This is a genomic window from Oceanicoccus sp. KOV_DT_Chl (genome assembly GCF_900120175.1).
Lineage (GTDB): Bacteria > Pseudomonadota > Gammaproteobacteria > Pseudomonadales > Dasaniaceae > Oceanicoccus.
In genome coordinates this window covers 667,318-689,576 of the sequence record NZ_FQLF01000005.1, presented here as the reverse complement: position 1 = coordinate 689,576, position 22,259 = coordinate 667,318, and the positions used below count along the sequence as shown (strand labels likewise).

The following is a 22,259-nucleotide window of genomic DNA, read 5'->3' as shown; positions in this document are numbered from 1 at the left end:
TCGTTGGTCATTGCTATGCAATACTCGCGTAGAATAGCTTACCGTTCACTTATTCACATAATCTCATGTTAACTGACGATATTAAGCACACTATCCAGACCGCTTACTCTACTTTGCTTGAGAGCAAGGATTTGAAGGCGCGTTATGGCCAGCGTTTAATGATTGCTGATGTCGCCCGTACTTTAACTTCGGTAGCTGAAACCGAAGAGGCGCCAGTGTGTGTGGTAGAGGCCGGCACAGGAACAGGGAAAACGATTGCGTACACCATTGCCGCGGTACCAATCGCGCAGGCGTTAGAAAAAACGTTGGTCATTTCGACTGCGACTGTGGCACTGCAGGAGCAAATTATTCACAAAGATTTACCGGATATATTACGTCACAGTGGTTTAGCGTTCAGCTTTGCACTGGCGAAAGGTCGTGGTCGGTATTTGTGTTTATCCAAACTTGATGGCGTGCTGCAGGATAATGATGCAGGTAATGAAGTGATGGGTTTATACCCGGATGAATTACAGTCCAAAGTTGATACTCAAACCTTGACGGTCTATCAGGATATGATTACCGCGTTAGGCGCTGGAGATTGGGATGGAGATCGGGATGCGTGGTCGCAGGAACTTGATTTATCCGTGTGGTCCCGGGTCACCACTGATCATGCTCAATGTACCGGACGACGCTGCGCCAATATCAGCCAGTGTTGTTTTTATAAAGGTCGAGAACAGTTGGGTAAGGTGGATGTGATTGTCACTAATCACGATTTAGTGCTCGCTGACCTATCTCTAGGCGGTGGTGCTATTTTGCCGGACCCTGAAGATTGCATTTATATTTTTGATGAAGGCCATCATCTACCCGATAAAGCGATTAATCATTTTGCCCTTTCCTGTCGCTTGCGTTCCACTGAAAAGTGGTTAGACCAAGGCATCAAGGTACTAGCAAAAGCTGCTCCCAAGCTGGGTGATGGCGCAGGCATTGACAGACCGCTGCAGGCTTTACCAGCTGTCATGACTTCGCTTAAGCAACAATTTGGTATGTTGTTTAATAGTTTTGAGGGTGAGTTAAATACTGAGCCAGACCGGCGTGGTTCTATTCCTGCGCATCGTTTTGAGCGGGGAATAGTGCCAACCGCTTATCGTCTTCAAGCGGTGGAACTGGCGGCACAATTTCGCACCATGCACGACCTGTTAGACCGCTGTTGTACATTATTGGATGAGGCAATGGAGGAGTCAGGCAACGCGATTAATAAACAGGAAGCCGAATCATGGTTTCCAGCGTTCTCTATGTTGCGTGGTCGGGCAGAGGCTAATAACTCGCTGTGGTTAGATTATAGCCGTGCCGACAAGGCTGAAGATCCTCCGCGTGGTCGCTGGGTGTCTGTGGTAGATAATGCCAGCGGTAATCTGGATTTTGAAGTGTGTAGTAGCCCGATTTTGGCGGCGAATACCTTATCGCGCTATTTGTGGAATCGATGCTATGGTGCGGTGGTTACCTCAGCCACCCTGACAGCACTTGGTGGTTTTGAGCGTTTTAAAATGCGTGCCGGCACGCCTGAGTTAAGTAGTTATTCTGTGGTACCCAGTCCCTTTGACTTTTTTACTGCCGGTGAGTTGGTGGTGCCAAATATGGACTGCGATCCATCTGATGCCGAAGCGCATACCGAAGCGGTTATCGATTTGTTGCCGAAAATATTAAACAGCTGTGAAGGCAGCCTGGTATTGTTTGCTTCGCGGCGACAAATGGAACAAGTTTACGAAGGTATTGCGTTAGAGTGGCAGCAGCGTATCGTCATGCAAAATAGTTATCCTAAGCATGAAGTATTGCGGCTCCATAAGGTGGCCGTTGATAGTGGCGCGGCTAGTGTTATTTTTGGCTTGGCCAGCTTTGCCGAAGGTGTGGATTTACCTGGTAAATATTGCACCCATGTGGTGATTGCTAAAATTCCTTTTGCGGTCCCTGATCAGCCGGTTGAGGCAGCGCTAGCCGAGTGGATTGAAAGCCGGGGCGGTAATCCCTTTATGGATATGACTGTGCCGGATGCCGCGTTGAAATTGGTGCAGGCGAGCGGCCGTTTGTTGCGTACAGAAACCGATAGCGGCAAGGTGACACTGTTAGACAGGCGGGTGGTTACTAAGCGCTATGGGCAGGCAATGTTGGATTCGCTGCCGCCATTTAAGCGAAGTATTGGCAAATAGCTGGGTATTCTTATGCGCCAGGAAAATTTATGACTGTTGCGATTGAAGTTGCGTCATTGTTAATGGATATAGAATTGCTATTGCGAAATTCAGGTCAGTGGCAAAAGGATTCCCCTTCAGCAAAAGCGTTAGCCAGTGTGGAGCCTTTTTGTATAGATACGTTAACCTTTGTGCAATGGCTGCAATTTATATTTTTACCTAAGATGCGCTTGTTACTGGAGCAACAGCAAACATTACCCGTTCGTTGTGCTATCGCCCCGATGGCGGCAGAGTATTTTAATAAAATAAACATAAATGCTGACGAGTTATTAAGCGTATTGGAGAGTTTGGATCAATTGCTCTCCGCGGCGGGTGAACAAGCTGTGCCCAAGCTTTAGTAACTATCGTCTTCAGTGTGAGTGGTGACTGTAATATTGTGATCGTCATCACCGCTAAAACTATCGGTATTAATGATGCAGTTAAAAATAATCGGGCGGCAACATACATAGCAGTCTTCCGTGTAGCTACTATCTCCGGCGCTGGTATCGATAAGTGCTTCAAAGGTTTCGCCGCAATAAGGGCATGGCACTATTTTGCTGATGACAGCGTGCATGGTGGCTGAATTAACTTTCGGCTAATTCGCTTTCAACGGCTAAATACATACGTACCAGGTGCGCGAGGGAATTAGCACTGAGTTTCTCCATGACTCTGGCGCGATGTATCTCAACGGTACGTTGACTAATATCCAAATCAATAGCAATGACCTTATTGGCTTTGCCGTCGACCATCAGTCGCATCACATCCAACTCTCTGGGAGTGAGTTCCTTGATACATTCAATAATGACTTGACGCTGCAACAGGCTGCTACGGTTTTCTTCATCGAGGGCCATTGCCTGGCTGATTTTGTCGAGTAATTCCTGCTCCCGGTAGGGTTTTTGTACAAAATCGACGGCGCCCTGTTGCATAGCCTCTACCGCCATGGGTACATCACCATGGCCGGTGACAAAGATAATAGGTAATATCGAATTGATATCATTCAGTTTGCGTTGTAGCTCCATGCCATTCATGCCTGGCATGCGGATGTCCAGCACAATGCAGCCGGCCATGTCTTGTGAGTAGCTGGCTAGAAAACTATCGGCGCTGGCAAAGGACATGACCTCGCGGCCAATGGATTCCAGCATCATTTGTAGCGAGTCGCGAACAGCATCATCATCTTCGATGATATAAATGCGAGAGGGTGTTTCCATTGTTAGGGTCCCTTTTTATTTATAGTTCTGTACAGTTATATATGGCATTTTTAAGCTCTCGTAAAGCCCTAAGTGCGTATTTGTACGTATATTGCTTGTTTTTTTGCCATTCGCGGGTGTGGATTCGCCTACCAAGTAATTCAATATTCAGTAGGTTTTAGTGTTAGCACTCGATAGGCCGTATTGCTGAATTCGTCGATAGTTTGTTGTTTAATCGCTGAGATATTCCTAAGCTGTTAAATAAATAAGTGACTAGATCAATGATTTACTACAGCTGAAAAGCGACAGCAGCGCTGTAATTAGTGAGTGGTTCAGTTGTGCGGGAATATATTTTCCGGTTGATTTTTTGTTGTGGGTGGCAGGGTTATTCGCTCTGCTGTTAGTGAGTATTTAGGTAAAAAATAGGACGCGGCATGAAGGATACAGACTTGCAACAAGAGCATACGGTGCTGGAAGCAGTGTCTCCTCAAGATGGTTCGCTGGAATATGTGTTGTTAGTTGATGATAGTCCCATCAATTTGCAAATACTCTACAAAACCTTGCTTAATTCCGGCTATAAATTATTAACTGCTAAAGATGGAGAAACTGCTTTAGATATTGCTCAAAAAGTAATCCCGTCTCTCATTCTGTTAGATATTATGATGCCCGGTATGGATGGGTACGAGGTCTGTGAAGCGCTCAAGAAAAACCCTGAAACCGCTAGTATTGCGGTGATTTTTTTATCTGCCTTGGAAGATAGCAGTGCCAAGGTAAGAGGTTTTTCTGTGGGGGGTGTTGATTATATCTCTAAGCCATTTCAGTCTGACGAAGTGGTTGCTCGCGTACGGAATCATATAAAAATCCATCGTTTGGAGCGGCAGCTGGCGCGTCGTAATGAAGAGCTGGTATCAGAAAATCAGCAAATACTTAATGCTGTTAGTGAAGGTATTATTGGCCTGGATAGCGACGGCAGAATCTCGATGCTGAATCCTTCCGCGACTGCGATTTGTGGTTGGGCTTCGTCGGACTGTGTGGGGGAACAGTTATCCACGCTAAAATTGTTTGATGTGGATGGCGATCATCATGTCCCTGAAAATGAAACCCTGCCCTATAAAAGTTATCGGTTGCGGCAATCAGTACACAGTGACATGGAAGTGATATGTCGTCGAGATAAAAGTTTGCTCCCTGTGGCCATTACTTCAACGCCGCGCGGTGAAGGTGGGGCGGTGGTAGTGCTGAGGGATATAAGCGAATGGGTGCACAGCGAAGAAGAATTGCGAGTTGCGCGTGAAGAACTGGAGTCGCAGCGAAAAAATATTGCTCATATTGAGCGTTTGAGTACTACCGGCGAAATGGCAGCAGGGATTGCCCATGAAGTGAATCAACCGCTAACGGCTATTTCGAATTATTCACGCGTCGCGAAACGATTGTTGTCACAGGACCCTTTAGATGCAGAAAAAATGGCCGATATTCTGGACCGTTTAGGGGTTCAGTCGGAGCGTGCTTCTGAAGTTATTCAGCGTATTAGAAAGTTTGTAAAGAAACCCGACGGTGGTTTGGTCGAGGTAGATGTTAATGACATGGTGCGTGATGTTATTGCCCTGGCAGAAGTGGACTCACGGATTAACGATGTGGGGTGCATTTTGATCCGCATAGGGAATTACCCGTTATTGCTATCGATATGGTGCAAATTCAGCAGGTGGCATTGAATTTAATTCGCAATGCGATGGAGGCAGTAGCAGAAACAGAAAACCGGCAGCAAGGTGTGTTGGTGGAAACAAACCATCAGGACGGCGCTGTTGTTATTTCGGTGGTTGATCATGGCGTTGGTGTGGCGGCGGAAGCGGTTGAGAACTTATTTTCGCCATTCTATTCCACCAAGGCGAACGGTATGGGAATTGGGCTTTCTATTTGTCAGTCGATTATTACTAATCATGGCGGTCAAATCGGCTACAAACCCAACCCTCGGGGGGGAGTATTTTCTATTTTAGTTTACCCGCAGCCAAGTAGCCCGAGGTGAAATAATCACTACTCTCGATGGCTAATTGATTGGGGTAGAATATTGGAAGTTAACTGCGACGCTAAATGAAATAGGGTCGCAGCTAATGTGATATTGTGGCGTATTAAGCGGTTTGGCTTAGTTGCTGGCCTTGTTCGTCTTGAATACGACGGTACACTTCCTCGCGATGGACGCTGACTTCTTTGGGGGCGGCAATACCGAGGCGAACCTGATTTCCGCTAATACCTAACACCGTGATTTTAACATCGTCGCCGATGATTAAAGTCTCTCCTAACCTTCTGGATAATACGAGCATTTGCAAAACCCTCCTAATGGTATTGACTTGAATTGAGGCTAGTTTAGCGCTTGCTCGTGGGCGTCATAATTCGCTCATGTACTTACAGTCATAGGTGGTATTACTTAATGACGTTACCTGGGTATTAATAGCGAGGGGGAGTACGTCCCCGCTGGCTGCGAGGTGTTTATTTGGCCGATTACAATGCCGGTGGCCGGGTGCGACTACTAGTGTAGTGTTTGGGAATGCTCGGCTACGGTGGGTGTTATTTCCTTATCCTGATTAGTTTGGGCTGAGGTCTGTTCGGTTATATAGCCTCGTAACCGGCCTACAACATTGGTCATAATATCGATGGTCTGGCCGATCTGGTCCAGAGTCATCAGGATTGTTTCGGAATCTAGCTGGGCTTTCTTGTCGTCGCTCATGGCCCTGTCCTGTAGTCACATAATTATGGTTTGATGTTGTGCAGCACTGAACAGCTCAGGCTGCACACTTAGCGGTAGTTGGGTAAATTACTCCCAGTTTAGCGCGCCACCTGTTTGGTATTCGATAACACGGGTCTCAAAGAAGTTCTTTTCTTTGCGTAGATCCATGATTTCACTCATCCATGGGAATGGATTTTGTGCGCCGCGATATTGCTCCGGCAAACCAAGCTGAGATAAACGGCGGTTAGCAATAAATTGCAAATACTCTTCCATCATCGCTGCATTCATTCCAAGCACGCCGCGTGGCATTGAATCTTTGGCGTATTCAATTTCCAGTTGCGTCCCTTCCAAAATCATTTGAATGATTTCTTTTTGGAAGCTTTCTGACCACAGCTGCGGGTTTTCCAGTTTAATTTGATTGATAACATCGATGCCAAAGTTCAGGTGCATGGACTCATCGCGCAAAATATATTGAAATTGCTCGGCAACACCGGTCATCTTATTGCGACGACCCATGGACAAAATTTGGGTAAAACCACAATAGAAGAAAATACCTTCGGTGACGGCGTAGAAACCAATCAAGTTACGCAGCAACTCTTGATCGTTTTCCAGTGTACCGGTTTTAAAGTTAGGGTCTGAAAGCGAGTGAGTATGACTCAAGCTCCAGGCAGCTTTTTTAGCAATAGAAGGCAGTTCACGGTACATATTGAACACTTCACCTTCATCCATCGCCAGTGATTCAACACAGTATTGGTAGGCGTGGGTGTGAATGGCTTCTTCAAAAGCCTGGCGAAGCAGATACTGACGACACTCGGGGTTAGTGATATGGCGATACATAGCCAATACCAGATTGTTGGCGACCAGTGAGTCCGCAGTAGAAAAATAACCCAGTGAGCGCATAACAATGCGACGCTCGTCATCGCTTAAACCATTCGGGTTTTTCCACAGGGCGACATCCGCCGTCATATTTACTTCTTGTGGCATCCAGTGGTTGGCGCAACCATCCAGATATTTTTGCCAGGCCCAGTCATATTTAAAAGGCACTAATTGGTTCAGGTCGGCGCGGCAATTGATCATCGCTTTGTCGTCTACCGTCAGTCGGGCTGCGCCCATTTCCAGGTCTTCCAGGCCGGCAGTGACATCAAGGTTTGCGATGGCGGCCTCGGCTTTTGCTACGGCATCAGTAACCTGAACTTCAGATGGTTCGGCTTCATAATTCGGAGCAGGTTCAGCTACTTTTTCAGCATTGAGAGCAGTGGCAGGAGCCGCTTCGGGTGTTTCTACAACAGGAGGGATTGGGGCGCTGGCGCCTTCTTCAATGTGGTATTCATCCCAGTTCAGCATGTTTTTTCACCTTTAATACTTTATCAATTTAATGTCATTATTCTGTGCTTGCCCAACAACCCGGCCATTAGATGCGAGGTTGTTGAGTAGCGCTGCTTGTTACTGACATGCTTCGCAGTCAGGGTCGTCCAGCGAACAGGCTTGCGGTACCGGTGCTGGTCCTGCAGCTGCAGCAGGGGCGGCTGCTTTGGACGATACCTTGTTGAGAGAACCGGTATCGATGGTGGATTTTTCCGTACCGGTGGCCGCTAAAGCGCGCAGATAGTACGTAGTTTTAAGGCCACGGAACCAAGCCATCCGATAGGTGATGTCCAGTTTCTTACCCGATGCACCTGAAATATAGAGGTTTAATGACTGCGCTTGATCAATCCACTTTTGACGGCGACTAGCAGCATCAACAATCCAGCGCGGCTCTATTTCGAACGCGGTGGAATAGAGTGCTTTGAGTTCAGCGGGGATGCGGTCAATTTTCTGCACGCTACCTTCGTAGTATTTCAGGTCATTCACCATGACGTTATCCCACAAGCCGCGAGCTTTCAGATCTTTAACTAGATGCGGATTTACAACTGTGAACTCTCCAGAGAGGTTGGATTTTACGTACAGGTTTTGATACGTCGGTTCAATCGACTGCGATACACCGGTAATGTTGGCGATGGTAGCAGTAGGCGCAATAGCCATAACGTTAGAATTACGCATGCCTTTGGTTTTAACTGTTTCACGTAGTGTGTCCCAGTCCAGTGTTGTTGATTGATCTACTTCGATGTAATTAGAACCACGCTCGTCGATGAGTTTTTTCACTGAATCGATAGGCAATATGCCCTGGCTCCACAGTGAGCCGTTGAAACTTGTGTAGGCGCCACGCTCTTCGGCTAACGCTGAGGAGGCTTGAATGGCGTAGTAGCTAATGGCTTCCATGGAGCGATCGGCAAATGCTACCGCTTCGTCAGAGCCGTAAGCGATACTCTGCATGTAGAGCGCATCCTGGAAACCCATCAAACCCAGACCTACAGGGCGGTGAAGCAAGTTGGACTTTTTCGCCTGTGGCACCGAGTAGTAGTTAATGTCGATAACATTATCGAGCATACGTACAGCGGTTTTTATGGTTTTTTCCAGTTTGATTAGATTAAGGCTACCGTTTTCGATATGTTGCGCCAGATTGACTGAGCCGAGGTTGCAAACGGCAATTTCTTCTTTATTGGTATTGAGTGTGATCTCGGTACACAGATTGGAAGAATGCACGACACCAACATGTTGCTGTGGTGAGCGGATGTTGCAAGGATCTTTAAAGGTAATCCATGGGTGGCCGGTTTCAAATAACATGCCTAGCATTTTGCGCCATAATTCCTGGGCGCGAACGGTTTTAAATAGCTTCATTTCACCGCTTTTACACTGTGCTTCGTATTCGGTGTAACGAGTTTCAAAGGCTTCACCGTATAGGTCGTGCAAATCGGGCACATCGTTAGGCGAGAATAACGTCCACTGGCCGTCATCGAATACCCGCTTCATAAATAAGTCAGGAACCCAGTTGGCAGTATTCATGTCGTGGGTGCGACGGCGATCATCACCGGTGTTTTTGCGCAGCTCAACAAACTCTTCGATATCCATGTGCCAGGTTTCGAGGTAAGCACAAACAGCGCCTTTGCGTTTGCCGCCCTGATTAACCGCAACGGCAGTGTCGTTGACGACTTTGAGGAAGGGTACAACCCCTTGTGATTTGCCGTTTGTGCCTTTTATATAAGCACCCAAAGCGCGCACAGGGGTCCAGTCGTTACCTAAACCGCCAGCCCATTTGGACAGCATGGCGTTATCTTGAATGGCGCCATAAATACCGTGCAGATCGTCGGGCACGGTGGTCAAGTAGCAAGATGAAAGTTGTGGCCGCAAGGTGCCGGCATTAAATAATGTTGGTGTTGAGCTCATGTAGTCGAAAGAGCTAAGCAGGCGGTAGAACTCAATAGCACGCTCTTCTTTTTGCGCTTCTTCAGCAGCAAGCCCCATGGCAACACGCATAAAGAAAATTTGTGGCAATTCAATGCGGACACCGTTGCTGTGAATAAAGTAACGATCGTAAAGCGTTTGCAGGCCCAGATAATTGAACTGAAGGTCACGCGAGGGATCCAGCGCTTGCCCCAGTTTCTCCATGTCATATTCTTTTAGGGTTGGCGATAATAATTCCAGCTCGACACCTTTCTCAATATAGGCAGGTAGTGCCTGAGTGTAGAGTGTGCTCATGTCCGCTTGAGTGGCGGTGCTGGCGATACCTAAAAATGTCAGTGCTTCGGCGCGTAAATTGTCGAGTAGCAAGCGGGCGGTAACGTAGCTGTAGTTAGGTTCTTTTTCCACCATTGTTCTGGCAGTGATAACCAGCGAGGTGTTTACATCGGATAGTGGTACGCCGTCATACAGATTTTTCAGTGCTTCATCGATAATCGCTTGCGCTGACACGTTGCCTAGGTCGGCACAGGCTTCACCGACTATGACCTCCATGCGGCCAAGGTCTAGTGGCGCCTGAGTGCCATCAGCTAGAGTAACGCGAAATAGAGGGGTGAGCCTTGGTGGGTTCTGAGGCAGCTTTCTCGGCGCGCTGTTGGCGGCGCTGCTCACGGTAAAGTACGTAATCGCGAGCCACTTTGTGCTCGCCGCTACGCATTAGAGCCAATTCAACCTGATCCTGAATATCTTCAATGTGGATAGTGCCGCCAGAGGACATGCGTCGTTTGAAGATGGCGCTGACTTGTTGAGCCAGTTTTTCTACCGTCTCATGAATGCGGGTAGATGCCGCTGCCGAGCCACCCTCAACTGCGAGAAAGGCTTTGGTGATGGCCACGGTGATTTTGCTGTCATCGTAACTAACAACAGTGCCATTACGCTTGATAACTCGTAATTGACCCGGAGCAGTTGCTTGTAATTCGGCGTTGGTGGTTGTAGAGGTTGTTGCCGCAGGAGGGGCGACATTCTTGTTATCGTCTACTTCGGTGTGCATAGGTTCTCCGGGTGCTGCGATCGCAGCGTCAGCTCAGCATTTAATATCATTGGTTTTGGGGCGAGTGGTGGTCGCTATCAAAATAATATCGGCGAACCTGGCAAAAGCAGTTTTTGCATAGGTGCCGATAAATATGCCTAGCGATAGGGCCATGACATGGCTGTTATCGAGTTAGGCGCTGATCTGATGGCAACGGCTTTCCGTCTTATCCCCTCTGTTTTTCTACACATAACAAAAAGTAAGTACTAACTTTTTATGATTTGGTTAATTTTTCTTCGTTTTTGTCGGTGCGTCACCCCTATATATTGGGGTTATTGAAAAACTTTATACAAGATAATGCGCTTTTGGCTCTTTTGCAAGGGCAATATGCTGAGGAGAAGTTGTGGATAATGTGTGGATAAAAGGATCTGTCTGTGACCGCTAACCTGCAAACATAGAGTAGATAAAAGGGTGATGGAAAACATAGGTTTTTATTATTAATACGAGCCCTTAAATTAATTTTTTATAGTAGTTTCTAATGATATGCATAAGAGTTATTTTCCAATTACTCATCAGGTGTGAATGCGATGAGATGCTCGACTTTGGCGTTGATTAGCAGCTTTTCCCCTAGCTCATAATTCTGGTGGCTGGGGAACAATGCTTCAACAATACTGCCGCTGGGCAGGCGCAGGTAATAGGCGGTGGCGCTTCCGGAAAAAATTTTCTTCACCACTTCGGCGCTGGTACCACCTTCGCCGTTGAGAACGATGTCATCCGGTCGAAGCAAAATGTCCACAGGGATGTTGGCTTGCCAGCTATAGGCTCGGTTGCCGGTGATGATACCTAGCTCGGTTTTAACCCGGTTTTGGTCTAGCGTCATGCCGGGTAATAGTCCGCCTTGGCCAATAAAGTTGGCGACAAAGCGGTTGGCCGGTTCATGGTATAAATTAAACGGGGTGTCCCATTGCTGCAATCTTCCCGCATGCAACAAGCCTACCTGGTCACTAAAAGAAAATGCTTCTTCCTGATCGTGGGTTACGAGGATAGCGCTGATGCCGTATTCTTTTAGTATCTCTCTAACTTCTAAATTTAAGTGCCGTCGCAGTTCAATATCGAGGTTGGAGAAGGGTTCATCCAGTAATAGTAAACGTGGATTGGGTGCTAAAGCCCGGGCAAGGGCCACTCGCTGCTGTTGTCCGCCGGATAATTCATGAGGGTAGCGCTGTGCTACTTTTTCCAGCTGAATCAGGCCGAGCAGTTGCTTGATGATTTTACGCTGCTCTGTTTCGGTCGATTTACGAATACCAAACCGAATGTTTTCATGCACGGTCAAGTGAGGAAATAAAGCGTAATCCTGAAATACCATGCCTATGTGGCGTTGTTCAGGCTCCAGTTCAAAGCCGGGCGCGCTAAGCAGTTGCCCGCCTAGCGTGATTTGGCCATGGGAAAGAGATTGAAAGCCGGCGATGGCCCGTAAGGCAGTTGTTTTGCCACAGCCGCTGGGGCCGAGCAGGCAACAAATATCGCCCTCATTGACATGAAAGCTGACATCTTCCAGTACCGCTTGGGTATCGTATTGGCATTGAATATTGTCAACTTGTAGCAAAGTGGTCGGAGTCCTGGCTGGCGATCGGTTTTACTGCTGTAACAATAATTCTAACAGTGCTTTTTGTGCATGCAGGCGATTTTCAGCTTCATCCCAAATAACGGTGTTGGGATTTTCCATCAGTTCGGCGCTGATCTCTTCGCCGCGGTGGGCTGGAAGGCAGTGCATATATAGCGCATCTGTGGCTGCGAATGAGAGTAACTCGTCATTGATTTGATAGCCTGAAAACTGTTGCAGCCGCTCCGCTTGCTGTTCTTCTTGACCCATGGATGCCCATACATCTGTGACCAGTAGGTTAGAGTCTCTGGCGGCTTCTTTAGGGTCGCGCACGATAGTAACCCTGTCTTTATTTGCTGCAAGTAATTCGGCATTGGGTTCGAAGCCTTCAGGGCAGGCGATACGTAACTCAAAATCGAATTGTTTGGCGGCGTTAATATAGGATTGGCACATATTATGGCCATCACCTATCCAACTGACCACTTTGCCTTGAATGCTGCCCCGGTGTTCCATGTAAGTTTGCATGTCTGCTAACAGTTGGCAGGGGTGATATTCATCAGTGAGTGCATTGATGACCGGCACCGATGAATATTGTGCAAAGCGCTCAATAATTTCATGGCCGAAGGTACGTATCATAATGATATCGACCATTGATGATAACACTCTGGCGCTATCTTCAATGGGTTCGCCACGTCCCAGTTGGGTGTCTCGTGGCGATAAGAACATGGCATGACCCCCCAGTTGTACCATGCCCGTTTCAAAAGAGACGCGCGTGCGGGTAGATGATTTTTCAAAAATCATTCCCAGCACTTTATTATGCAAAGGGGTTTCATGGCCGCCATTAGCCAATTTGTGCTTGAGCACAATTGCGCGGTCAATCAAACCTTTCAGTTCATTGGGGCTTAAATCCAAAAGCGTTAAAAAATGTTTAGCTGCCATAGTGTTGTGCTTGTCTATCTGATTTGCAGTTATGCTGATTCCGCAAACTGGTTAATAACGTCGAGCACTGTAGTCACAATTTGCTCGGCTTGTTGCTGATTAATAATTAATGGCGGCAGCAAGCGAATGACATTGCCCGCTGTGACGTTGATAAGTACACCGCTATTGCCGTTACTTTCATTGCTGTAGTTGCGAGCGAGATTGACGACTTCAGCGCAGGGTTCACTCAGCTCAATGCCTATCATTAAGCCCTGGCCTCTTACTGCTTTAATCATCGGTTGTTGCTGTTGCGCAGCACTAAATTGCTGCAACATATATTCGCCTAACTGCTTGGCGTTATCGCAAAGCTGTTGTTGCTCAATAGTATCAACGACTGCTTGCGCTGCGGCACAAACTAAAGGGTTGCCGCCATAAGTGGAGCCATGATTACCTGGTCCAAAAGTTTCCGCCGCTTTGCCATGAGCCAAGCATGCACCAATAGGTAAGCCATTGCCCAGACCTTTGGCGGTCGTGACCACATCGGGCAAAATACCGTGATGCTGATAGGCAAAGTAAGTGCCGGTTCTGCCATTACCGCTTTGAACCTCGTCAAGCATCATCAGCCACTGCTGTTGATCGCACAATTGCCGGATTTCTTTCAGGTAGTTGGCTGGAGGAATATTGATACCGCCTTCCCCTTGAATTGGCTCGACTAACACGGCAACGACATTGCTCTTATTGCGGGCAATGTTACTCAAAGCCTCAATATCACCAAAGGGGGCACGAATAAAGCCACTGACCAGCGGTTCAAAACCTGCTTGGATTTTTCGATTGCCTGAAGCGGTCAGCGTTGCCATTGTTCTTCCATGAAAAGCGTTAGACATCACAATGATTTGGGGTTGCTCAATGTCCTTGTTGTGGCCATAAAGGCGAGCAATTTTAATTGCCGCTTCATTAGCTTCGGCGCCTGAGTTGCTGAAAAAAACCGTATCCATGCCGGACACTTTACAAAGAGATTCTGCCAGTTGTTGCTGACGTTCGACACCATAGAGGTTGGAGGTGTGGATGAGCTTTTCAGCTTGTTGTTGGATAGCAGCCGTTACTGTGGGATGGGCGTGACCAAGGGCGTTAACACCAATACCACTAATGGCATCCAGATAGTCCTTGCCATCACTATCAAATAGACGTGCGCCCACACCATGGCTAAAGCTCACGGGTAAGCGACTATAAGTATTCATGACGGCGTTCACAGCGGTATCCTCAAATTCAACTATCAGTTTTTAGCTGAAAAATTATAGCCAAAAACGCAAAAAGGCAGCTGGAGCTGCCTAAATTAAGAACTAATCATATAGTGCTGACATGGGTTTGGCAATTGTCTAGTGACGAATTTTAGCGGGTATAGTCTGTTTACGAGCATGCTAACGAAAGGCCATTGAGGTTGGGTGGCGGAACAAATTGAATTGGCGACGGACTAATCTATAAGTATTATTGCTGAGTAATTTAGTCGGGCATTTTGCTGGTATTCACGTTACAATGACCGTCTATTTAACCCGATTTTGTAACCTGGTAGTTGTTTGCGGACAATTACGTTTTTAGATTTAAGCCAAGGTAAGCCTGATGGACATAATGGAAACAATTAAAGATCAAGTCGAAAGCAACCCGATTATTTTGTATATGAAGGGCTCCCCCAATCAACCGCAGTGCGGATTTTCGGCGCGGACGGTGCAATCGCTGATGTCCTGTGGAGAGCGCTTTGCTTTTGTAGATATATTGTCTAACCCTGAGATTCGTGCCAACTTACCGGTTTATGCAAACTGGCCAACATTTCCGCAGTTGTGGGTAAATGGGGAGCTGGTCGGCGGTTGTGATATCGTTTGCGATATGTTTGATAAGGGTGAATTGCAGACTTTGATTAAAGATGCTGCCCAGGCAACGGCAGAGAGCGAATAGCGCTGTAGCGCGAGGATTGCAAAAGCCGTCCCAGTTCGATTGTTTACAGATTAAAACCGCTCCTTATGGGCGGTTTTTTGGTTCTGATAGGTATAAGCTTTAGCCAGAACTGTGATATAAAAAAGACATACTGATAATAGTGATAATAAGCGCACATCAACTGGGTTCTTAGGGGTAGTCAAATCAAAATAGATATTCCCGGATATCGAGTCGTCCGTCCCATTGGGCGTGGTGGCATGGCGACAGTCTATTTAGCCATTCAGGAAAGCTTTCAGCGTGAAGTGGCGCTGAAGGTCATGTCTCCGCTGTTGTCGCAAGATGAGAGCTTCAGTGAGCGATTTTTACGGGAAGCAAGAATCGTTAGTCGATTGGTGCATCCACATATAGTCACCGTACATGATGTGGGTATTCAAAATGGCCACCATTATTTGTCGATGGAGTACATCGAGGGGCAGGATTTAAAGGATCGATTGCCCAGCCTTAATAGTGAACAGTTATTCCGTATTGTTGCTGAAGTTGCCAGAGCGTTGGATTATGCCGGTCGCAAAGGTTATGTGCATCGTGATGTAAAACCTGAAAATATTATGATCCATAATCTGGACGGCCGAGCGGTGTTGATGGATTTTGGTATTGCGCGAGCGGCAGACTCTGCCAGCACAATGACACGCACAGGTACTGCCTTGGGTACGCCGCATTATATGAGCCCGGAGCAGGCCAGGGGCGAAGCGATTGATTCACGGTCTGACCTTTATAGTTTAGGTGTGCTGATTTATTACATGTTGGCAGGGCGCGTGCCCTATGAAGCGGAGTCCCCAGTGGCGGTGGGAATAAAGCATGTTTCTGCCCCTATCCCTAAATTACCTGACGCGCTGTCGGGTTATCAGTATTTGATTGATAAGCTAATGGCGAAAGAGCCAAAAGATCGTTATCAAACAGGCAATGAATTAGTGCAGGCGTTGTCGTTGGTAGATATAGGGGTCTTGGATCAATGGCGTCCTACTCAGGGTTTTGAGTATCTGGGCAGTCATGAGCATACGCCTTTGCGTAGCGAGCAAGTTAGATTAGTGAGCGGCACTAACGCCTCTGCCGACACAGAAGTGCTGCAGCGGGCCGCTGCCGTAAGTAAGGCACCACCGAGTGCTGGTGATGGCTCAGCAGAGGAGTCATTACATATCCCGAAAGAAGATTTACAGCGACCGCAGCAAGCGAATAAGCAGCAGTGGATATTTGCCGTGCCGATTGTCGCCGCGTTAATTTTTGCGGGCTATATGTACAGTAACAATGACCGTCGACAAACCGCGGCAGAGCTTACCGATAAAGTGCCGGAGGTAACTACACAGAATGCACCGTCAAAAGCAGTACCCACACAAAATGAAAGTGAGACTTCGTTACCCACAGCTGGGCCCAAAACACCAGTTTCCTTAACCACTGAGTCAGTCACTAAAGCGCAATTAAGCGTTAATAGCGCACAGGACGTAAAGCAAGAGTCGCTTGATGTAGGTGCGTCTGAAAGCAAGGCGGCAGCGGATGAATCGCTAGCTACCAGCTCCAATGATGGGCAAGGTGAGGTGAATCAGTCATTAGATCCTGTTACCCAGCTGCTGGCTAACGCTGTAATTTTGCAAGCCGAGATCGACCGGCAGCCAGATAAAATGCCAGAACTATTAGATCAATACCGCCAAGTATTAGCGCTACAGCCACAAGAGCTTAGGGCCAGTGCGGCGCTTGAAGAGCTTAAACAAAAGTCGCTGTCGTCAGTATCGGCGGCGATAACTGCTGGTGAATTAATAGCAGCGCGCAGCCGTTTGGAAGCTGCGCTTGCCTGGTTTCCGGATTTGTCGGCAGAAAATAACTTTTTATTATTAAGTCAGCGTTTAGAGCAGTTTGAAAGCATCGAAGTATTGCTGACGCAGGCGCAGAATTACCTCTCAAGGGATCGATTAATTCAGCCGCCGGAGCAAAACGCGAAAGAATTGTTTGAGCAGGTGCTGAGTTTGGATAGTGATAATAAGCCTGCTAATAAGGGCTTAAATGATATTGCTGAGCGTTACAGTCAATTGGCTATAAAGAGTATGAATAAGCAGCAATTTGATAAGGCGCAGTCACTAGTAGCGAACGGCTTATCAGTCAGACCTGATGATATTGCGCTATTGGCAATACAGGATCAGTTGCCACTGGCAAGAAAACAAGAGCAAACCATTCAGCAGTTATTATTAGAAGCGAACGAACTCTCGGGTCGGCAGCAGTGGTTTGGCGTAGAGCCCAACGCAGTTGAAAAATATAGAGCCGTGTTGGCGATACAGCCTAAACGTGATGCCGCGTTGACTGGCTTGGCTACTATTGTGGGCCAGACATTGGCGAACGCAGTTGCAGCCATGGAGGCGCGAGATATTAATGGTGCAGTGGCATTAACGGAGGCTGCATTATCAGCTTTTCCGAATAATAGTCAGCTGCAGGATCTTAAGCGGCAATTGGGAGAGATGGGGCCGGTGATATCAAATTTACAGCTTAGTGGAATCGCAATTGCTGATTTGGATTCACCGCCTAATAATAAAACTCGCGCTGATCGTACTTTGCATATTGGTTTTCACTACGCTAATTTTACCCAGCCGGCGACAGTGTTGCAGGCGGTATTATTTGATGGTGCGCGCTCTGTCCAGATAGTCTCTGCGCCGGTAGTGCTGATTGGTCAGGAAGGTAAAATGCAATTTCGATTTGAGCGGCCGGTAGAGGGTTTCCCCGGGGGCGGTTATCATCTGGACCTGTTGATGGCCAGTGAGTTAATTTTCAGCGCAGCTTTTGTCATCGATAATAAATAATTCATTCGTTGCTAGGACTTCGTCTAACAATGTTATAGATTAGCCAGCGTTGACCGATAACCCCTCATAGTATAAATCAGTCAGGAGAGGACAATGATTAGAACGCTTACCCAGTTAGGGATATTGATGCTGGTCGTAGGTTTGGCCGCTTGCCAGGCACCGCCAAATATTAAAAAACTTCAGGATGAAAACGGCGCCTTAGCTCAGCAATTGGGTCAGGCCAACCAGCGTATCAGTTCGCTGGAAGCCGATAAAACCTTATTAAAGCAGGATGTTGCAGAGTTAAATCGTGTGGTTGCGGTGTTGGGACAGGAGAAGAGCTCTCGTGTAGCCGAGTCTACCAACCTTCGTGGGCAGGTGCGTCAGTTTGTGCAGTTACGTATTGATAGCTTAAAAAACTTTTTATTGGCTAGTGATTTGCTGGATTATATTGGTGGCGAATTAGTTGAGCGAACTAATGTAGAGCCAAAGCCGGTATTAGCAGTAGATTTGTATAACCAGATACCTGTTAGCGGAACTCTGACTGGTGTGGGTGGCTACTTCCAGAGCGCTGGTGATGTGTCGGTCAAAGTGCTGCGTCAAATTGGCGATAATTTAGTGGTAGTGTGGGCTAGCGAGCCGGTCATTATTGCTGAGCGCGGAATGCAGCGACTGAATTTTCCAGTCTCTGTTGGTGTGGAGAAAGGCGATTACCTCGCTTATTATTTTAGTAAGCCCGGCTCGATCAGTTTTGATACGGGAACCGGTGATACACGTTATTTAGCCGCGGATGTTCCTGTTGGGAGTTTAGTCAAGCGGAGTAGTCTGCAGGGTGAAAACGATAAGCGCAGTTATGCTGTTGGTGTTTTTGGATTGCTGAATACTAAGTGATGTAGGCTGAAAATTTGAGGTGTTAATAAATCCTCAGCACTAAAAAAGCGGCTAAAAAGCCGCTTTTTTAGTTTTAATCAAAAGGATTAAAATGCGTGTCAGTGTTTAGCTCATTTGACTTTGCTGGTAATTTTGCAGGCCGACTTTTTCAATGAGTCCCAGTTGGGTTTCCAGCCAGTCAATATGTTCTTCCTCGGACTCCAGGATATCTTGAAAGAGGTCACGGCTAACGTAGTCCTCAACGGTTTCACAATATTTAACCGCGTTTTTCAAATCCTTGTGAGCGATCATTTCCAGCTTAAGGTCGCATTTCAGCATTTCCTCGGTGTTCTCGCCGATTAAGAGCTTACCCAGGTCTTGCAGGTTGGGGAGGCCTTCCAAAAACAGAATGCGCTCGATTAGCTTGTCAGCATGTTTCATTTCATCGATAGATTCGTGATATTCGTGATCGGCTAATTCTTTTAGTCCCCAGTCTTTGTACATTCTGGAATGTAGAAAGTACTGGTTGATAGCAACGAGTTCATTGCCTAAAACGGTGTTTAGAAATTTAATAACTTTAGCGTCGCCTTTCATTTGAATAGCTCCATATTTTAGATGGGTTATTTCCAGTATAAATTTATGGAGGCGAGTGTGGGCTGACAGCAGCCCATTGTCAACGATAAGCTGTTGATTTTTATGAGATAAAAATAGAAATGAAAGTTATTATCAGTCGCATTTTGGTTGCGAGGATACAGTGATAAGTTAGTTGCTTGAGATAATTAGCAGTACTTAGCTTACCGCGTAGAATAATTGCTCGTCATCGATAGCGGGCGCCATGCTTTCGGTGAATACTTCTCTAGCTAGAATACCGCATTTGCCACACTGGGATGCCAGGCCAAGTTCCTTGCGAACCTGCCCGAATTGGGTGGCGCCATTAGCAACGGCTTCGCGAATTTGGCTATCGGTAACTGCTTTACAAAGACAGACGTACATCTTTAGTGCTCTCGACTTGATGGTATCAATATGGTCGAAATAGTAATTTGAATGAGAATCATTGTCAATATCATTTGTGTGTAAAAATTATCAATTTCTGCAGCGGTCGTTAATCGGGTCAGTAAGGGTATTTTCTATCCATAATAGTTTTTGACTATTGTTGTAATACAAAAAAATATGTGGGCTTGGGCTGAGTCGCTGTGTAAGATGGCAGCCCTGATTAAGCAAGGGGGTGCAGTAGTGGCCCGCTTGTAGACAAATAATTTAAATAATGTACTTAACCCTAACTATTGGAGGCAAAACACAATGAGTGTACTCGTTGGCAAACCCGCTCCGGATTTCACATGTAATGCAGTACTGGGCAGTGGCGAAATTGTAGATAATTTCAATCTTGCGGAAACCATCAAAGGCAAAATTGGCTTGGTATTTTTCTACCCGTTGGATTTTACTTTTGTTTGTCCTTCCGAGCTGTTGGCGGTTGATCACCGTATGGCTAAATTTAAAGAGTTGGGTGTTGAGGTGATCGGTGTTTCTATCGATTCACACTTTACCCACAATGCATGGCGTAATACTGATATTAATAATGGTGGTATTGGCCAGGTTGGTTATACATTGGCGGCGGATATTAATCATGATATTTGTCGTGCTTACGATGTGGAATCAGCTGGTGGCGTAGCTTTCCGTGGCGCGTTTATTATTGATACCAATGGTGTTGTACGTTCTCAGACGGTTAACGATTTACCACTAGGTCGTAACTTTGATGAATTTATTCGCGTTATCGAAGCGTTGCAATTCCATGAAGAGCATGGCGAAGTCTGTCCTGCCGGTTGGAACAAAGGTGATAAAGGTATGACTGCTTCTCCTGATGGTGTTGCTGCATACTTGTCAGAGAATGCTGATAAATTGTAATAATAAATGCAGCGCTTGACGTTTAAGCATCAAGCGCTCATAAAAAAGGCCTGTATTTACAGGCCTTTTTTTATATGGGCAGTATATTTTATGCCAGAGCGTCATCGGCGATGAAGTACTGGGGATCTTCAATCACGTTTACTTCGACTAAATTACCGGCACGTTTTAGTAGTAGCTTGCACTCTTGGGTTAGGTGTACCAAGTGCAGCACTTTGCCAGCGTTTAGGTAGCGTTCGGCTAAGGTATCAATGGCTTCCAGACCAGAGTGATCGCACACTCTTGAATCGGCAAAATCAACTATCACGTCATCATTGGCTTGGCTGGGATCAAACTGCTCTAGAAACGACGTAACTGAACCAAAAAAAAGTGGGCCATGTACGCTGTAGACGGTGGAGCCTTTATGGTCTTGCTGGGTTTCGATATTGATGTGTTTGGCGTGTTCCCAGGCAAACACCAGCGCAGACACAATCACGCCGACAATAACGGCAATAGCTAAATCGGTTGCTACGGTTACGCCAGACACTAACACCAGAATAAAGGCGTCACTTTTAGGTACTTTGCCAATTATTCTAAAGCTACTCCATTCAAAGGTGCCGATTACGACAATAAACATAACGCCGATCAAAGCGGCAAGTGGAATTTTTTCAATCAAACTTGAAGTAAATAAAATAAACAGTAGCAAGCAAATTGCGGCGGTAATTCCCGAGAGGCGTCCACGGCCACCGGAGTTAACATTAATCATACTTTGCCCGATCATCGCACAGCCACCCATGCCGCCAAAAAAGCCAGTGACAGTATTGGCGACACCTTGGCCAATGCATTCCTTGTTGCCGCGGCCGCGAGTGCCGGTCACTTCGTCTACCAGACGTAATGTCAGTAGGGATTCAATCAGGCCAATGGCAGCGAGAATAATTGAATAGGGCAAAATTATAGTGAGGGTTTCCCAGTTGAAGGGTACGGTGGGTATGTGGAATACCGGTAAGTCGCCTTTAATTGACGCGATATCACCAACAACACGGGTATCAAGCTCCAAAGCAAAAACGGCTACCGAGACACCGACAATGGCCACTAGCGATGACGGAACGGCGGTGGTCAGCTTGGGTAAAAAGTGGATGATTGCCATAGTTAAGAATACCAGCCCCAGTAGCATCGTCATTTGTGCGCTGTCCAGCCAGGCGACATCCACGATAGTGTCTTGCATAAACGTGCCGTGTAGCCAACCGGGTTCGCCGGCAACACCGAACTGACTGAGTTGCGCTAAAAATATAACGATGGCTAAGCCATTCACAAACCCTAGCATGACAGGGTGAGGAACCATGCGAATAAATTTCCCCAGCTTAAATATGCCTGCCGTAATCTGTAGCACACCCATTAACACCACAGTGGCAAATAAATATTCAACACCGTGATCCGCAACCAGAGCGACCATTACCACTGCCAGAGCACCGGTTGCGCCAGAAATCATACCTGGGCGGCCACCAATACAGGCAGTAATTAAACCGACAATAAAAGCGGCGTAAAGGCCAACCAGTGGCTCAACACCAGCAACGAAAGCAAAGGCAACGGCTTCGGGTACTAGTGCCAGAGCCACCGTTAAGCCGGAAAGTATGTCGTTTTTAACCGATGCGCGGTTGCTGGAATTCAGTTCAAACATGTTTGTCTCAGTATTGGCTGCGTTTAATTGTGCAATAAAAGCCATAGCGCATAATCGCTACAGCAGCTTGTATAGACCAATCGGCGTGGAATTATTATTGGGTGGCGATGGGAAGGTCGGCGATTCTACCGAATGTGTCCACTTAACACAA

At 46.9% G+C, this 22,259-nt stretch carries 19 protein-coding genes and 1 pseudogene; 8 read left to right on the top strand and 12 right to left on the bottom strand.

Translation table 11 applies throughout. The annotated features are described in order from the left end of the window. Positions 1-65 precede the first annotated feature (65 nt). Positions 66-2,183 (top strand): ATP-dependent DNA helicase DinG, encoded by a 2,118-nt coding sequence (gene dinG / locus UNITIG_RS20540; RefSeq protein WP_101760206.1) that lies wholly within the window; start codon positions 66-68, stop codon positions 2,181-2,183. 29 nt (positions 2,184-2,212) lie between these two features. Beyond that, the gene (locus UNITIG_RS20535) at positions 2,213-2,560 is read left to right on the top strand and encodes a YqcC family protein (protein ID WP_101760205.1); all 348 of its coding nucleotides are present in this window, start codon (positions 2,213-2,215) and stop codon (positions 2,558-2,560) included. Here UNITIG_RS20535 and UNITIG_RS20530 read toward each other — a convergent pair. Both UNITIG_RS20530 and UNITIG_RS20525 read right to left on the bottom strand, forming a co-directional pair. Beyond that, positions 2,557-2,751, bottom strand: a complete 195-nt coding sequence (locus UNITIG_RS20530; RefSeq protein WP_235015540.1) for a CPXCG motif-containing cysteine-rich protein — start codon at positions 2,749-2,751, stop codon at positions 2,557-2,559. The genes UNITIG_RS20535 and UNITIG_RS20530 overlap by 4 nt on opposite strands. 34 nt (positions 2,752-2,785) lie before the next feature. After that, on the bottom strand, positions 2,786-3,409 hold the full coding sequence (locus UNITIG_RS20525) for a response regulator transcription factor (protein ID WP_101760203.1): 624 nt from the start codon (positions 3,407-3,409) through the stop codon (positions 2,786-2,788). A gap of 413 nt (positions 3,410-3,822) precedes the next feature. Between UNITIG_RS20525 and UNITIG_RS20520 the strand changes: the two genes are divergently transcribed. Both UNITIG_RS20520 and UNITIG_RS24695 read left to right on the top strand, forming a co-directional pair. Beyond that, on the top strand, positions 3,823-5,097 hold the full coding sequence (locus UNITIG_RS20520) for a response regulator (RefSeq protein WP_235015539.1): 1,275 nt from the start codon (positions 3,823-3,825) through the stop codon (positions 5,095-5,097). Continuing rightward, positions 5,094-5,408 (top strand): ATP-binding protein, encoded by a 315-nt coding sequence (locus UNITIG_RS24695; protein WP_235015538.1) that lies wholly within the window; start codon positions 5,094-5,096, stop codon positions 5,406-5,408. Before UNITIG_RS20520 ends, UNITIG_RS24695 begins: the two co-directional genes overlap by 4 nt. 103 nt (positions 5,409-5,511) lie before the next feature. Here UNITIG_RS24695 and csrA read toward each other — a convergent pair whose 3' ends face one another. The 7 genes and pseudogenes from csrA to UNITIG_RS20485 all read right to left on the bottom strand — a co-directional run bounded on the left by csrA (position 5,512) and on the right by UNITIG_RS20485 (position 14,172). Continuing rightward, positions 5,512-5,703 (bottom strand): carbon storage regulator CsrA, encoded by a 192-nt coding sequence (gene csrA, locus UNITIG_RS20515; RefSeq protein WP_101760202.1) that lies wholly within the window; start codon positions 5,701-5,703, stop codon positions 5,512-5,514. Positions 5,704-5,909: 206 nt separating this feature from the next. Then, positions 5,910-6,107 carry a hypothetical protein gene (locus tag UNITIG_RS20510; protein WP_101760201.1) on the bottom strand — a complete coding sequence of 66 codons (198 nt, stop codon included), beginning with the start codon at positions 6,105-6,107 and terminating at the stop codon, positions 5,910-5,912. An 87-nt stretch (positions 6,108-6,194) separates the two neighbouring features. Next, complete coding sequence (locus tag UNITIG_RS20505; RefSeq protein WP_101760200.1) at positions 6,195-7,451, bottom strand: ribonucleotide-diphosphate reductase subunit beta; 1,257 nt, start codon at positions 7,449-7,451, stop codon at positions 6,195-6,197. Positions 7,452-7,550: 99 nt separating this feature from the next. Beyond that, positions 7,551-10,434: pseudogene (locus UNITIG_RS20500) on the bottom strand (ribonucleoside-diphosphate reductase subunit alpha). Between the two features lie 544 nt (positions 10,435-10,978). Continuing rightward, a complete protein-coding gene (locus UNITIG_RS20495; protein WP_101760199.1) occupies positions 10,979-12,019 on the bottom strand; it encodes an ABC transporter ATP-binding protein in 1,041 nt (346 codons plus the stop codon). A gap of 30 nt (positions 12,020-12,049) precedes the next feature. Then, positions 12,050-12,955, bottom strand: a complete 906-nt coding sequence (gene argF / locus UNITIG_RS20490; RefSeq protein WP_101760198.1) for an ornithine carbamoyltransferase — start codon at positions 12,953-12,955, stop codon at positions 12,050-12,052. A 29-nt stretch (positions 12,956-12,984) separates the two neighbouring features. Continuing rightward, a complete protein-coding gene (locus tag UNITIG_RS20485) occupies positions 12,985-14,172 on the bottom strand; it encodes an acetylornithine transaminase (RefSeq protein ID WP_101760197.1) in 1,188 nt (395 codons plus the stop codon). Positions 14,173-14,551: 379 nt separating this feature from the next. Between UNITIG_RS20485 and grxD the strand changes: the two genes are divergently transcribed. The 3 genes from grxD to UNITIG_RS20470 all read left to right on the top strand — a co-directional run bounded on the left by grxD (position 14,552) and on the right by UNITIG_RS20470 (position 18,573). Next, a complete protein-coding gene (gene grxD, locus UNITIG_RS20480) occupies positions 14,552-14,884 on the top strand; it encodes a Grx4 family monothiol glutaredoxin (protein WP_101760196.1) in 333 nt (110 codons plus the stop codon). A gap of 155 nt (positions 14,885-15,039) precedes the next feature. Continuing rightward, positions 15,040-17,703 (top strand): protein kinase, encoded by a 2,664-nt coding sequence (locus UNITIG_RS20475; RefSeq protein WP_369809236.1) that lies wholly within the window; start codon positions 15,040-15,042, stop codon positions 17,701-17,703. A gap of 93 nt (positions 17,704-17,796) precedes the next feature. Next, positions 17,797-18,573, top strand: a complete 777-nt coding sequence (locus UNITIG_RS20470; RefSeq protein ID WP_101760194.1) for a hypothetical protein — start codon at positions 17,797-17,799, stop codon at positions 18,571-18,573. 105 nt (positions 18,574-18,678) lie between these two features. Here UNITIG_RS20470 and bfr read toward each other — a convergent pair whose 3' ends face one another. Together bfr and UNITIG_RS20460 are read right to left on the bottom strand one after the other, a co-directional pair. Beyond that, positions 18,679-19,146, bottom strand: coding sequence for a bacterioferritin (gene bfr / locus UNITIG_RS20465; RefSeq protein ID WP_101760193.1), 468 nt, complete (start codon positions 19,144-19,146; stop codon positions 18,679-18,681). Between the two features lie 195 nt (positions 19,147-19,341). Further along, a complete protein-coding gene (locus UNITIG_RS20460; protein WP_101760192.1) occupies positions 19,342-19,545 on the bottom strand; it encodes a bacterioferritin-associated ferredoxin in 204 nt (67 codons plus the stop codon). 306 nt (positions 19,546-19,851) lie between these two features. On the opposite strand from UNITIG_RS20460, the gene UNITIG_RS20455 reads away from it, so the two are divergent. Then, positions 19,852-20,454 carry a peroxiredoxin gene (locus UNITIG_RS20455; RefSeq protein WP_101760191.1) on the top strand — a complete coding sequence of 201 codons (603 nt, stop codon included), beginning with the start codon at positions 19,852-19,854 and terminating at the stop codon, positions 20,452-20,454. Between the two features lie 88 nt (positions 20,455-20,542). On the opposite strand, the gene UNITIG_RS20450 is transcribed toward UNITIG_RS20455, so the two are convergent. Then, positions 20,543-22,108, bottom strand: a complete 1,566-nt coding sequence (locus tag UNITIG_RS20450) for a SulP family inorganic anion transporter (protein WP_101760346.1) — start codon at positions 22,106-22,108, stop codon at positions 20,543-20,545. Between the last annotated feature and the right edge of the window lie 151 nt (positions 22,109-22,259).

Bases quoted from the DNA above. Each gene is read 5' to 3' on its own strand.
- dinG (WP_101760206.1), top strand. From the start codon at position 66: ATGTTAACTGACGATATTAAGCACACTATCCAGACCGCTTACTCTACT.
- UNITIG_RS20535 (WP_101760205.1), top strand. From the start codon at position 2,213: ATGACTGTTGCGATTGAAGTTGCGTCATTGTTAATGGATATAGAATTG.
- UNITIG_RS20525 (WP_101760203.1), bottom strand. From the start codon at position 3,409: ATGGAAACACCCTCTCGCATTTATATCATCGAAGATGATGATGCTGTT.
- UNITIG_RS20520 (WP_235015539.1), top strand. From the start codon at position 3,823: ATGAAGGATACAGACTTGCAACAAGAGCATACGGTGCTGGAAGCAGTG.
- csrA (WP_101760202.1), bottom strand. From the start codon at position 5,703: ATGCTCGTATTATCCAGAAGGTTAGGAGAGACTTTAATCATCGGCGAC.
- UNITIG_RS20510 (WP_101760201.1), bottom strand. From the start codon at position 6,107: ATGAGCGACGACAAGAAAGCCCAGCTAGATTCCGAAACAATCCTGATG.
- UNITIG_RS20505 (WP_101760200.1), bottom strand. From the start codon at position 7,451: ATGCTGAACTGGGATGAATACCACATTGAAGAAGGCGCCAGCGCCCCA.
- argF (WP_101760198.1), bottom strand. From the start codon at position 12,955: ATGGCAGCTAAACATTTTTTAACGCTTTTGGATTTAAGCCCCAATGAA.
- UNITIG_RS20485 (WP_101760197.1), bottom strand. From the start codon at position 14,172: ATGAATACTTATAGTCGCTTACCCGTGAGCTTTAGCCATGGTGTGGGC.
- grxD (WP_101760196.1), top strand. From the start codon at position 14,552: ATGGACATAATGGAAACAATTAAAGATCAAGTCGAAAGCAACCCGATT.
- UNITIG_RS20470 (WP_101760194.1), top strand. From the start codon at position 17,797: ATGATTAGAACGCTTACCCAGTTAGGGATATTGATGCTGGTCGTAGGT.
- bfr (WP_101760193.1), bottom strand. From the start codon at position 19,146: ATGAAAGGCGACGCTAAAGTTATTAAATTTCTAAACACCGTTTTAGGC.
- UNITIG_RS20460 (WP_101760192.1), bottom strand. From the start codon at position 19,545: ATGTACGTCTGTCTTTGTAAAGCAGTTACCGATAGCCAAATTCGCGAA.
- UNITIG_RS20455 (WP_101760191.1), top strand. From the start codon at position 19,852: ATGAGTGTACTCGTTGGCAAACCCGCTCCGGATTTCACATGTAATGCA.
- UNITIG_RS20450 (WP_101760346.1), bottom strand. From the start codon at position 22,108: ATGTTTGAACTGAATTCCAGCAACCGCGCATCGGTTAAAAACGACATA.